The 13,017-nt window shown below is 33.4% G+C and carries 15 protein-coding genes and 1 tRNA gene; 14 read left to right on the forward strand and 2 right to left on the reverse strand.

What is annotated here, in order from left to right; translation table 11 throughout:
- Nucleotides 1-4: 4 nt before the first annotated feature.
- Together IJE64_RS10265 and IJE64_RS10270 are read right to left on the reverse strand one after the other, a co-directional pair.
- Entirely contained in the window at nucleotides 5-388 is a 384-nt protein-coding gene (locus tag IJE64_RS10265; RefSeq protein ID WP_292785512.1) for a hypothetical protein, read from the reverse strand.
- Between the two features lie 82 nt (nucleotides 389-470).
- On the reverse strand, nucleotides 471-731 hold the full coding sequence (locus IJE64_RS10270) for a hypothetical protein (RefSeq protein ID WP_292785514.1): 261 nt from the start codon (nucleotides 729-731) through the stop codon (nucleotides 471-473).
- 243 nt (nucleotides 732-974) lie between these two features.
- On the opposite strand from IJE64_RS10270, the gene IJE64_RS10275 reads away from it, so the two are divergent.
- From IJE64_RS10275 to nifU, 14 genes are all read left to right on the forward strand, one after another.
- A complete protein-coding gene (locus IJE64_RS10275) occupies nucleotides 975-1,247 on the forward strand; it encodes a hypothetical protein (protein WP_292785516.1) in 273 nt (90 codons plus the stop codon).
- Between the two features lie 14 nt (nucleotides 1,248-1,261).
- Entirely contained in the window at nucleotides 1,262-1,522 is a 261-nt protein-coding gene (locus IJE64_RS10280; protein ID WP_292785518.1) for a hypothetical protein, read from the forward strand.
- Nucleotides 1,519-2,223, forward strand: a complete 705-nt coding sequence (locus IJE64_RS10285; protein WP_292785520.1) for a hypothetical protein — start codon at nucleotides 1,519-1,521, stop codon at nucleotides 2,221-2,223. Before IJE64_RS10280 ends, IJE64_RS10285 begins: the two co-directional genes overlap by 4 nt.
- 2 nt (nucleotides 2,224-2,225) lie before the next feature.
- Nucleotides 2,226-4,694, forward strand: a complete 2,469-nt coding sequence (locus IJE64_RS10290; protein WP_292785522.1) for a hypothetical protein — start codon at nucleotides 2,226-2,228, stop codon at nucleotides 4,692-4,694.
- A gap of 3 nt (nucleotides 4,695-4,697) precedes the next feature.
- Nucleotides 4,698-5,570, forward strand: coding sequence for a hypothetical protein (locus IJE64_RS10295; RefSeq protein WP_292785524.1), 873 nt, complete (start codon nucleotides 4,698-4,700; stop codon nucleotides 5,568-5,570).
- Nucleotides 5,571-5,750: 180 nt separating this feature from the next.
- Nucleotides 5,751-6,434, forward strand: coding sequence for a cysteine peptidase family C39 domain-containing protein (locus IJE64_RS10300; RefSeq protein ID WP_292785526.1), 684 nt, complete (start codon nucleotides 5,751-5,753; stop codon nucleotides 6,432-6,434).
- Nucleotides 6,431-6,589 (forward strand): hypothetical protein, encoded by a 159-nt coding sequence (locus IJE64_RS10305; protein WP_292785528.1) that lies wholly within the window; start codon nucleotides 6,431-6,433, stop codon nucleotides 6,587-6,589. The genes IJE64_RS10300 and IJE64_RS10305 overlap by 4 nt, the downstream gene beginning before the upstream one ends.
- A gap of 606 nt (nucleotides 6,590-7,195) precedes the next feature.
- The gene (gene cysE, locus IJE64_RS10310; protein WP_292785530.1) at nucleotides 7,196-7,909 is read left to right on the forward strand and encodes a serine O-acetyltransferase; all 714 of its coding nucleotides are present in this window, start codon (nucleotides 7,196-7,198) and stop codon (nucleotides 7,907-7,909) included.
- A gap of 1 nt (nucleotide 7,910) precedes the next feature.
- Complete coding sequence (locus IJE64_RS10315; protein WP_292785532.1) at nucleotides 7,911-8,291, forward strand: transcriptional regulator; 381 nt, start codon at nucleotides 7,911-7,913, stop codon at nucleotides 8,289-8,291.
- Between the two features lie 70 nt (nucleotides 8,292-8,361).
- Nucleotides 8,362-8,433 (forward strand) — tRNA-Cys (locus IJE64_RS10320).
- A 32-nt stretch (nucleotides 8,434-8,465) separates the two neighbouring features.
- Entirely contained in the window at nucleotides 8,466-9,812 is a 1,347-nt protein-coding gene (cysS, locus tag IJE64_RS10325; protein WP_292785534.1) for a cysteine--tRNA ligase, read from the forward strand.
- 231 nt (nucleotides 9,813-10,043) lie between these two features.
- Complete coding sequence (locus tag IJE64_RS10330; protein WP_292785535.1) at nucleotides 10,044-11,339, forward strand: O-acetylhomoserine aminocarboxypropyltransferase/cysteine synthase family protein; 1,296 nt, start codon at nucleotides 10,044-10,046, stop codon at nucleotides 11,337-11,339.
- A 79-nt stretch (nucleotides 11,340-11,418) separates the two neighbouring features.
- Complete coding sequence (gene nifS, locus IJE64_RS10335) at nucleotides 11,419-12,627, forward strand: cysteine desulfurase NifS (protein ID WP_292785536.1); 1,209 nt, start codon at nucleotides 11,419-11,421, stop codon at nucleotides 12,625-12,627.
- A 2-nt stretch (nucleotides 12,628-12,629) separates the two neighbouring features.
- Nucleotides 12,630-13,004, forward strand: coding sequence for a Fe-S cluster assembly scaffold protein NifU (gene nifU, locus IJE64_RS10340; RefSeq protein ID WP_292785537.1), 375 nt, complete (start codon nucleotides 12,630-12,632; stop codon nucleotides 13,002-13,004).
- The last annotated feature ends 13 nt before the right edge of the window (nucleotides 13,005-13,017 follow it).

Genomic DNA, 13,017 nt, shown 5'->3' on the forward strand with positions numbered 1-13,017 from the left:
TCTTTTACTGAGCAGTAATCCAAATGTCATCAATGTAAAATGCAGAATTTGTATTATTGGTATTATTTGCAAAATTAAATTGGATTTCTGCTATGTTTTCAAGACTTGTTGAAGTTATTGTTATTGTTTGAATATCGTCGGATGTAGGGACGGTAATTGTTATTGTTTCTAATGCTTCGTTTGAGTTATCAATTTGCAGTAAATGGCAGCTAAGACGTGCTTCAGGAGAGTATATTTTTGCTATGCAAGTTATTGTCTTATCCTGTAGCTCATAGGAGGTTCTGAAACGATACCATGCTCTATTATTTTCATTTCTTATTAGTTTGAGACTATAATTTCCATTATATGCCCAAGTATTGGATATTTCTGGGGTTAGGCCCTCTCCCATTGAAAATGGTTGTAAATTATTTCCAGCATCTCCACAAGTCCATTGATTATGGGTTAGTAGATTATTCTTATCTTTTACTGTCTTAAATCAAGTATATTATAAAGTTTTTAATTATTCCTTTGTTTGAAGTATTATTGCTTGACCACCCAATATTTAATGGACTGGATGGTGCAGCAATCGGAGTTAAAGCAATCCCATTTCTGGATATGTTTATTCCAGTTGAGGTAACTTCTGCATGATATTCCCCAGTTTGATTTATACCTATAAAGTTATTATTTGCTCCAATATACAATCGTATTGTTCCAGTTACGGCCACTATTTCGAATTCAATAACAAAAGGCATATTACTTGAATAATCACTATTTGGAATTATAGCATTACCCCAGTTGACTGTTGGAATATATTCTGTTCCAGTATCTCCAACAGTAAATGTTGCACTGTTTTTATTCCAACCAGTATTGTTGTTATTTGATGTAACCCCTATGTCGTAGAATAGATATGTTTTATTCTTATCTTTTACATAATCTACTCATTTTTATAGTCAATATCTGTTGACTTACACATAAAATTCAAGGTGAAAAAAACCATGACATTTAGAATAGAACCTCAAATAATTACTGAAAAAGTACCAATCAACAATGAAAAAAATCAAAAAATGGACATGTTGAAAATCAAAGTTCACACAGATTTTCCAAATGCTCCACTTGAAATAAAACTAGATGAATCTTCCGCATTCAAAACACAAACAGATGACAACGGTGTTAGCGAATGCAGTACAAGTCTAATACAAGATTACCATATTATTGTAAATATTGCAGACAATACTTTTGAAGAAGATATCAAAATAGATGAAATTTAAAGGAAGTTTCCATTATGGTTAATGAAGATTTTAAACGGTTCCACCACGAACCGTATATGAATCCAAATAATTATGACTTATATTTTAACCCTGAAGAAGTTCCTTCAAATATACGGGTTGAAAACGGTCGTAACTTGGAGAAACGTTTGAATAAGTTAATTTCCCCTACGCAATTTGTACATTTGAATATTGATTCTGCAACGTTACCTGCAGATAATAATGTTGTACTTTATGGTGAAATGTTAGTTAATGGCAAGAAGGTGAGTTTTATATGATACGTTTTGGTGTAACTGGAAAGTATACAATTACAATCCCTTTGCAGGGAATGTTTTTAAACGAAAAAATTAGTTTCACAAATCATAACTTAATCACCATGTTTGGTGAATCATTCTTCCTAAACAGATGGATTAATGATGTTTTCAATCCAATTGAATATATTGCAATTGGTAATGGTACTAATACTCCGCAGAAAACTGATTTAAGTTTGGGGAATGAAACAAGTCGTAAACGTTGTGTTTGTGAAGCTGACTTAGAATATAAACGATTAATATTGAAATGTAATTTTAAAGCATCAGAAATATTAGGTACAAGTGAGATTGGTGTGTTCAATAATCAGATCATGATTAGTCATGATACTTACGAGCAGATTGATGATAATTTCTTATCTGGTGCGGTTGGCGAAGTTAACGTTGAATACATATTCCAATTATCTACAGGCACAATCCGTCGGGGATGGCAGGAATCTGTTGAAGGAAGTAATATTTTTTATGTTCCTGAGAAGAATAATGTTGTTATGGTTTTTGAAAACCGTACCGGAAGTGGATATAGGAGATTAACTAGTTTGGAAGATTTGTATACAATAAAAGGAGGTTATTATTATGACTCCGAATCTGAGAATTTGTATATTCGACCAACACGTGATGCTGATAGTATAAGTGATATTGATGATGAAGAAATTGTTGTGCAGGTGAATTAATTATGTCTGAGAATTGTAATCCTGAATATAAAAATTTAAATAAGATACAATCATTTGGTGAACAAATGTATGCTACTGTTCAAGTGATGGAACAAGCTTGTAAGAATGATGAATATTTGAAACAAGAAACTGAAAGACTTGATTATTTAACTCCCCCTGCTGTAAAGAAAAGATTTAACCCTCCATTAGTGGATAGTGATAAATCATATGGTTTTCAAGTTAATGGTTTGGAAAATACTGTTATGTTTAATTCAGATACTAAAAAAGTTTTGAATATTGATTTCAGTGATGATTCATTTTTGGATATGAGTGTTTCTGATTGCGTGATTGAAAAATATCATACAATCGATAATTCTGGTGCAGTTAGTATTCATAATCGTGCAGTGTTACCTAAAAAATCAATTGTAGAAGAAGATTTCACCACCGCACATTTACCCACCACTACTCCTAACAGTTACTGGTATGTAGGGTACGATAAAAGTAAACCATACACTTTATATCCAGAATGGATGAAAAATTGGAAAGCTTTGACAATTCCCTCAATCGTTAGAGCTCAAACTTTTAAAGCGACTAAAACTGGAGTATTGCAATCAGTTTCATTATTATTAGAATTAAACGGCACTAAATGGTGTGGTTGGGGGAGTCCATTAGTTGTTCAAATATGGCCAACAAAAGCAGAAACAGTTCCTAAAACTGAATGGGACAATAAAAACAAAAAATCTGTTCCAACCACAGGTACTGAAACAATACATGTCCCAATCACAAAATTACCTAGAAACAATCAGTCATCCATGGCGTATTATCCTTTAGCTGAAGCAAGTTTTGAGTCAAGATTTGTATTCCCTGGATTGCAAACCTTTGTATTTGACAACCCATGTAATGTAACTGCAGGGGAATATTATGCAATTGTTGTATTCTGTCCATTAGCACATTGGGAACAAGCACCAAGAATAGGAGGATTCCTTCCAAACAGTAAATATAAATATGAATATGGTGATGCATTCCTAAGTGAAGATAACGGCCGTACATTCATAAGATATGGTAAAAAAGATAGTGATAAAATCAATTATAAACTTGGGAAATATGAACCCGCAGACTTTGCTTTTGAATGTAAAATTGTTCAGGAACACGAAGAATATGTTCCATTTGATAGTCAAGTTGAAGATTATAATTACCTTTACTTTAAACCTATTTTCACAAATCCAATTACAGGGGTGCAAATTAGTGCTCGTTGTAGTGGATGGGATGATACAGATCATGAAGATGGTAAATTCCTAGAATTTGAATATTCCACAACAGGTAACAGGAATAATCCTGATGATTGGATAACATTAGGAACTAGTCGTGCAGCTATTAGTGATGGGCCTACCGTATTATTTTTACGTGCCAAAATGTGGCAAACATCCACAAATAATGCTTTAACACCTTCCATTCAGGAAGTTACTGTTGAAATTGACACTACACTTCCAAGGGAAATGTATGTTCGTACAGTAATGTATAATCCGAAAATAACACCAATGCTCGGTGCAAGTGTTTGGGGAAGTGTTAATGCTCCATTCAATTGCGAATCGAATAAAGTTGAATGTAGTGCTGAACTAATTCAAGATACAATCATTCCTGAACAGTTTAGAATAATCACAGTTGCAGAATTAGATGATTACACTTACCTGGATGAAATTAACGAAACATATATTACAGGACAAAGCAATGATGACAGATGCACTTACCTAGTGAATAATCCGAATATCATTGAAGCATTAAAGAAAATGAATGTTTATGTTAAACCATATACTTACGTTTCTGATTCCAGTATTACAAAATATTTAAGTTTCGATGGTGGATTGGATGATGATGACAATCAAATAATCGCAGGATTCCATTGCAGTAAGTCTCCTGCTTATCCCATATTGGATTGTATTATGCATCCAACAGCAGAAGAATATGTGCAAGCATATGGGGAATGGTATGATTATACTGTAGATTATGATAATGACATTATAACTTTCGACGAAACAGTCATATCAAACATGCCAGTTGGAAATTTAACTATAAGTTATAATCCAGTATTCATACAAGGATTAACCAATGAAGAAATGCCTGTTATTCTTGATTATTTCCAGGAAGATATTCAAGTTACAAATGAAATCTTAGAAGAAAGGTATATTACTCTCCGTGCAGGCATGGTTGATCCAGTCCGCCATGTATACTTAAACAAGGGTGCTGATAATGAACGGGAATTAGTTGAAGATACTGATTTCACTATTGATTATCTTGAAAAACGCATAATATTCACAATATTAAATCCAAACACAGGTTCAACAGTATTAAGTTTAAATGATATTGTTACAATTATATACACTCCAAATATAGAAGAAAGCGGGTTAAGTATTGGTTATTATGCGAAACGTGATGAATCTGCATTGAATAAACAATGCACAATCAAACCAAATTATTTAGAATACAAGGTGTAAAAAATGGTGGATTATAAAACAAGAATTTTCTATGAAAATGAAACTGGAATGTTAGGTGCGGAAGTAAAATTATATGCTGAAGATGGTGAAAACATTGAGAATATCATCATCACTTCCGAATCCAAATTTCGTGAGATAGCAGATCGTATTCTTGAAATGGATGATACTTACATTGATATGGAAGAATTAACTCAAGTATTGGTAAATGCTTCTAACCAGTTACAAGTTAATGCTACTACCTTACAGGGATATGAACCTTCTGATTTTGCACGTGCCTTACATAGTCATAGCAATTATGCTCAAACAAATCATTCAAGCCCTTCCGATAGTTACGGTAAAGGAACAAGTAATAATTATGGGCATAATAAATTAGTGAATAATTTAACCAGTAACGCTTATGTTGATGGTGAAGCTTTAGCAGCTTATCAAGGTAAAGTTTTAAGTGATGCTATTGCTACTGCTAAATCAGATATTATGAAATGGACTGCAATCACATTATCAGGCCATAATAATGTTTCAGATTATTGTGCTTTAAGAGTGAATCAATCATTACGTCTTGCACATGTTGTTTATGGACGTTCAGGAGTGTTGAAAGGAGTTGGCTCCAGTAAAAATGATAATAATACTGACCAAAACCCGAGTCCATATTGGGTTGTGGGTGAAGCAACAAATGGTTTGATTTATCTGCATAAGAATGGGGCAATTCCATCAGAATATGCTCCAGTATCTAAAGTTTCTTCTGCTTACAGGTTAAATTCAAACATTGTTGTTTCAATCGATGATGCTGGTGCTATTTGTATCAATAATAATAATGGTTCAGGCAGTAAATCTGGAAATGGTCTGAGTTTGTACATGCAATTCCTTTACAAATATTAATCGGAGGTTAATTGCAATGCTTGATAAAGAAGAATTTTGTGATGGTTGCTGTTATCGTAGGACTTGCGACCATGACTTAGAAAAATGTTGTTATTTAGTTGGTGGAAGGTGTTCTCTTAACAAACACCCAAATCCAACTTTTATAGATTTAAAAAAATAAATGAAATAAGGTGTTGTTTTATGACTCGATTTTTAAATTCAGAAATGGTTAAAGCAAGCAAAACAATTCGAAATAATATTAAAAATGGTAATGGTTTGCCTAGAAGTATTAAAATGATTGATACTGATGGTAAAGTTCATACTGTTGAAAAAAAATATTATAATGGTCTATTTGAATCAAGAAATGTATTTACACTTAAAAATGGAAGGATGCCTAACTATGTTACTTTGAATCAAACTGCAAATAATCCTCTTGTGTTAAATTATCAAGATGATAAATATAGCTGTTGTGTAGCGTCATTTAACATGTGCGTTCAAATGTTATATGATTGGATACCTGAATCAAAAATAAAAAAATTATTCAAAACAAATCAATACGGTACATCTCCAGCGAATATGGTTGCAGGAGCGAAAGCTTTAGGTTATAAAGTTGAACAAATAGGTAGGAATTTTAGTAGTGTGCAAAAAGCAATTAGCAAAGGTTTCCCAGTACTAACACATTATGAAACCGCAGGTAAAACTAAACCGAAATGTGTTGGTTTTATTCAGAATTATGGGCATTATGGAATGATATATGGTGTGACTAAAGACGGTTATTATCTTTTCGCAGACCCTACAAAAGGACTTAAAAAATGTACACCAAAAGAGTTAGATTATGCGACAAATGGAAGAAGCTTAGGATACTATATGGTGGGATTAGTGTGAATCTTAAAGAAGAAAAGGTTTACATGAAAACTAAAATTAGAAATCTTAAACGTAAACATGCAAAGTTAATCCAGCATGCTGAGTTGATTGATGAAACTTTAGAAGTAGAGAAAGAAATTCAATCATATGAAAAACAATTAGAAATGTTACAATAGTGTCATATGAAGTATATATTATATTATAGAGTTTTCCAATATTTATGAAAAAATTTTTTAGATTAAATTTTTTTCCTGGAAGAGATCATCTAGTTGATTAGATATTTAGTTGCAGAGAATGTGAAAAATATTTTTTTGGTTGGATGTAAAACTAAATTGTTTCAAAAAAACTATTCCTATGTTTAAATTTAGATATGTGTAATTTTATAACCGTTATTTTAGAATATGTAGATTATTGATGAGAGTTTATTCTCTCATATTTTTTTCTCTTTTGGGAATTTTTTTTGGTCTATGGTTTTTAGTGGGAAACTTATTAGTGGGGGTCAACTGGCTACATTTTTTGTAGTTGGTTGACCCCTTTATTTTTTTTTAAATTTTTTTGGGTTGTCCTAAAAGTTTTTATACTATGTGTTATATAATCTCTTATAACAATTGTTAATCTAAAACTTTGATGTACAAAAAAGTACAACAATGTATAATTAGTTATTTATCTCTCAAAATACAGAAATAAACAGACAGAGAGAGCACAATTGTTAATCATATTTAGAATAATATTTATACTATATGTTATATTATATAATTGTATAGTAACTTTGGAGATTTTAGATGTTCGATGGTTTGAAAGGTGAAATCAACACTTTTAAAGAAAAAGATCCTGCGATGAGGTCATCAATAGAAATATTTCTATGTTATCCGGGATTTTATGCATTATTATTCCATAGAATCAGTCATTGGTTTTGGAATCATTCTTTAAAATTGTTAGCACGTATACTATCGACCATTTCTCGTTTTCTTACTGGTATTGAAATCCACCCTGCTGCACAGCTCGGTAAAAGAGTTTTCATTGACCATGGTATGGGCATTGTAGTTGGTGAAACAACCATTGTTGGTGATGATGTATTGATTTATCAGGGAGTTGTGCTGGGAGGAACTACAACCAGCAAGGGCAAAAGGCACCCGACTATTGAAAAGGGAGTAATTATCGGTGCTGGCGCTAAGGTGATGGGTAACATTACTATTGGTGAATATGCTAAAATTGGTACTGGGGCTGTAGTGCTAAAGGATGTGCCTCCTGAATCAACTTGTGTTGGCGTTCCCGGCAGAATTGTAAAATGTAAAAATCAAAGCCATGTTGTGGATTTGGAACACAATAAACTGCCAGACCCTGTTGCGGCGGCAATAAGGTCTCTAGAAAAGCAAGTTGAAGAAAACGAGAAGCTTATCCAAATTTTGCTTGATAAAAATGGAATATGTGTGAGTGAAGAAAAAATCAATGATGAAGTTGAATTTGGAGACTTATTAAAAGATAATCGTGATTAGTATGAAACCACCCTGTGAAATTGTAGTATGGTATGTTATACCTGCTATCAGATCTGAATTAGCTAAAGAACTTTTAAATTTAGGAATGAAACAGAAAGATGTATCAGAGCTTATGGATATTACACAACCTGCTGTTTCTCAATACATTACTGATAAACGTGGAAGTGGAATAAAACTGGATGATGATGTAAGAGCTATGGTTCATAAATTCGCTCGCGAACTATCTGAAGGTGAAGCTACAAAAATGGATTTGATTCCAAGAACATGCAATATTTGCAAAAGTGTAAGAACGGCAGATGTTTTAGAACAACTTAATATCGATAAATCTGAACTTGGTGAGGACTGTCAATCTTGTTTGGGTTCTGAAGCTAGTAATTGCTAAAATATTGGGATTTATAGTAAACTATTTAAACTATTAGTTTCCAATATTTTATTATACTTTAATTTTTAGTGGCAAGTTTACCGAGTGGCTTAGGTGTGTGGCTGCAGACCATAATACGGGGGTTCAAATCCCTCACTTGCCTTTTACAATTACTATTTTTATGAGGTTATTTTTATGGACGTTTATTCAACTTTAACTCGTAGTAAAGAGAATTTTGTGACTATTAATAAAAATAGAGTTAACTTATTTGTTTGCGGACCGACTGTATATGATGATGCCCATATTGGTCATGGAAGAACTTACATTTCATTTGATACTATTAAAAGATATTTGGAATATAGCGGATATGCTGTATTTTATATCCAAAACATCACAGATATTGATGATAAAATTATTAACAGGTCAAAAGAAAGTGGAATTCCAGCTAACGAGTTGGCTCGTAAGTTTGAAAAAAGATACATTGAAGACATGACTAAATTGAATGTCAATGGAGTTAACTTATTTGCAAGAGCAACCGATCATGTTGATGAGATTCTGGACCAAATTCAAAGATTAATTGACAAGGGTTTTGCATATGAAACCGAAGATGGGGTTTACTTTGAAATTGATAAGTTCCCAGAGTTCGGTAAATTATCCAACAGGAATATTGAAGAGTTAGAATCTCACAGGGATATTGCCGAGACTACAAAGAAAAATCCACAGGATTTTGCGCTTTGGAAAAAACGTGTCGGTACAGATGAGCCTACCTGGCCATCTCCATGGGGTGACGGCAGGCCTGGCTGGCACATTGAGGACACTGCCATTACAGAATACTATTTCGGCCCTCAATATGATGCTCATGGAGGAGGTCTTGATTTAATCTTCCCACACCACGAGGCAGAAATTACCCAAATGGAAGCGGTTTCAGGAAAAGCTCCAATGGTAAAATTCTGGTTGCATACAGGATTTTTAAATGTGAATGGGGAAAAGATGTCTAAATCTTTAAATAATTTCATCACTATCCGTGATTTGCTTAAGGATTATGCTGCTGAAACATTCAGGTTCTTTGTTTTATCAACTCACTACAGAAGCCCTATTGACTTTTCTAAAGATTCGCTCCATCAGTCTGAAAAAAGTTTAGACAGAATAAGAAAATACTATGAACTTCTAGATGTTGAAGTTGATGATGAAACTTATGAATCAGAAGTGTTGGCTTCCCACAAAAAGGAATTCTTTGACAGTATGGATGATGACTTTAACACTCCAAAAGCTATTGCAGCTATTTTTGGATTAATTAATGACACTAAAAACGATTTAGAATCATTCTCTGATGATGATAAAAAAGCCATTAAAGCATTCTTAGATGATGCGGCACATATTTTTGGTGTTAGCTTTGAGGTTGAAGAGGTTAACGCCGGGTCAGATGATTTGCTTAATTTGATTTCAGAAGTTAGATCAGAGCTCAGGGCCAACAAGCAATATGATTTGTCTGATAAAATTAGGGATGGCCTACAAAATTTAGGTTATGAAATAAACGATTAGGGGATTATTCTCCTCTTTCACTATTTTTTTTTCAATTTTTTGTTTAGGATATAACAACCTTTATATACTAAAAATAACAGATGTTATATCTGTATAACATAAGTTATATTTTATTTTTCTAATGATTTAATTTAGGCATACCAAAACATTTATATATAAAAAATAACTATTGTTATATAGTAATATAACACGTGATATATTTACTGAATTAATTTGTAAAGGTGATTATTAATGACAGATAAAAATTATAGATTAGCAACTTTGGGTGTACGTGCAGGACAACAACCTGACCCCGCAACTGGGGCTCAGGCAGTTCCTATTTATCAAACTACTTCATATGTATTTAAAGACTCAGATGAAGCTGCAAGGAGATTCGCCCTTCAAGAATTTGGACAAATATATTCCAGATTAACAAACCCTACCAGTGATGTATTTGAAGCAAGAATTGCCGCTATCGAAGGCGGTAACTCAGGACTTTCAACATCAAGTGGTCTTGCAGCAATTACATATGCTATTTTAAATGTAACTGTGCCTGGAGATAACATTGTCTCTGCAGATAACCTTTATGGCGGAACTTATCAATTGTTCAATTATACTTTCAAGGATTTGGCAAGGGATGTTAAGTTTGTAGATTCTCAAGACTTGCAAGCTTTTGAAGACGCTATCGATGAGAGAACAAGAGCAATTTATGTGGAATCTATCGGAAATCCAAAATTGGATGTTCCTGATTTTGAAGCATTAGCAGAAATTGCACATTCCCATGATATTCCATTGATTGTTGATAATACTGTAGGCGTAGGATTAGTTAGGCCATTGGAACATGGTGCAGATGTTATTGCAGCATCCGCAACTAAATATGTTGGAGGTCATGGTACTGCAGTTGGAGGATACATTGTAGATTCAGGTAAATTCAACTGGGGTAATGGCAAATTTGATAATTTCACAAAAGCGGATCCAAGTTACCATGGATTAGTCTTTTGGGATTCATTTGGAGATGTTCCTGAACTTGGAAATATTGCTTTTACTGTAAGGGCAAGAGCAAGACTTTTAAGAGATCTCGGAGCAACCCAAGCACCGGTACACAGTTTCATTTTCTTACAAGGGCTTGAAAGTTTAGATGTACGTGTAAAAAGACATTCTGAAAATGCCTTAAAAGTAGCCAAATTCTTAGAATCACATCCAAAAGTTAATTGGGTAAACTATCCTGGTTTGGAATCTCACCCTACTTATGAAATTAACAAAAAATACTTAAAAGATAATTTCGCAGGTATTTTAGGTTTTGGTGTTGAAGGTGGCGAAGAAGCTGGTAGGAAAGTCATTGAAAAACTTGAATTGTTCTCTATTCTTGCAAATATCGGAGATGCAAAAAGTCTTGCAATCCACCCGGCAAGTACAACACATCAACAGTTAACCCCCGAAGAACAAGAAGCTACTGGCGTTACACCTGACTTTATTAGGCTTTCTATTGGTCTTGAGGATGCAGATGATTTAATAGATGATTTAAGTCAAGCTTTAGATAATATCTGAGTAAAGTAACCCTTTACTCACTAAAAATATTTATATAATAAAATTTTACTTATAAAAAAAGACAATTGGGAGATAAAGAATGTATTTAGATAACTCAGCAACTACTCAGGTTAGTGAGGAAGTTTTCAACGAAATGAAACCCTATTTTAGAGAAGAGTTTGGAAATCCTTCCACTCTTTACAAATATGGTCGTGAGTCTAAAAAAGCATTAGACCAAGCTCGTCAAAGAGTAGCGGATGCTATTAATGCAAAACCAGAGGAGATTATTTTCACAAGTGGTGGATCAGAATCAGATAACCTAGCCATTAAGGGCATTGCTTTTAAATTGGCTAAAAAAGGTAAGCATATTATTACAACTGAAATTGAACACCCTGCTGTTAAAGAAACTCTTTATTTTTTAGAGTCACTTGACTTTAAGGTAACTTACTTGCCAGTTTATGAAAATGGTATTATTAGAATTGATGATTTAAAAGAAGCAATAACAGATGAAACAATTTTGATCACTGTTATGCATGCTAACAATGAAATCGGTACAATTCAACCCATTGAAGAGATTGGTAAAATCGCACGTGAAAACGGAATCAAATTCCACACTGATGCAGTTCAAAGTTTCGGTAAAATCGAAGTGGATGTTGAGAAATTAAATGTAGATTTATTGTCTTTATCTTCTCATAAACTTAATGGTCCAAAAGGTGTTGGAGCAATATATATTAAAAAAGGAACTAGACTAACACCTTTAATCCATGGTGGAGGTCAGGAAAGAGGAATCAGAGCTGGAACTGAGAATGTTCCGGGAATTGTTGGATTTGGTAAAGCATGTGAGCTGGCAAGCCAACAATTGGATGAGCATTATGAAAAGTTATCCTCAATTAGGGATGAACTAATTGAAAAAGTATTGGCCACTATTCCTGAAGCATATTTGAATGGGGATACTGAAAATAGATTGCCTAATTTGGTCAACTTCAGATTTAAAGCTATTGAAGGTGAATCTTTAATTCTTTTATTGGATGCTAAAGGTTATCAGGCTTCAACTGGTTCAGCATGTTCATCTAATAAATTGGAAGCATCTCCTGTCTTAACAGCTCTAGGACTTGACCCTGTTGATGTTCACGGATCTTTAAGAATTTCACTTGCACCTGAAAGTGATAGTTTTGATGTAGACGAATTTGTAAATATTATTGCCGAATCTGTTTCCAGATTAAGGGAAATGTCACCTCTTTGGAATCAGGAATTGGATTATGATGGCGTAATGTGTACAAAACATGGTGACGATTGTAGGATGTGTTAATTATGGATTATTCAGAAAAAGTTATGGACCATTTTGCAAACCCTAGAAACTGTAGAAAAATGGAAGATGCAAATGGTGTTGGAACTGTCGGAAACCCAACCTGCGGAGATTTAATGACTATTTACATTAAAGTTAATGATGATGAAGTAATCGAGGATATTAGCTTCCAGACATTCGGTTGTGGAGCAGCAATTGCAACCAGCAGCATGATTACAGAAATTGCAGTTGGAAAAACTTTGGATGAAGCATTAAAAATTTCTAGAAATGATGTTGCAGATGAGTTGGATGGTCTTCCACCTATAAAGATGCATTGTTCAAATCTTGCAGCCGATGGACTTCAGGCAGCAATTGAAAATTATTATGAAAATAATCAATAATAATAAATACTTT

Origin of the sequence: Methanobrevibacter sp. (genome assembly GCF_017409525.1) — an archaeon.
Taxonomy (GTDB): Archaea; Methanobacteriota; Methanobacteria; order Methanobacteriales; family Methanobacteriaceae; genus Methanocatella.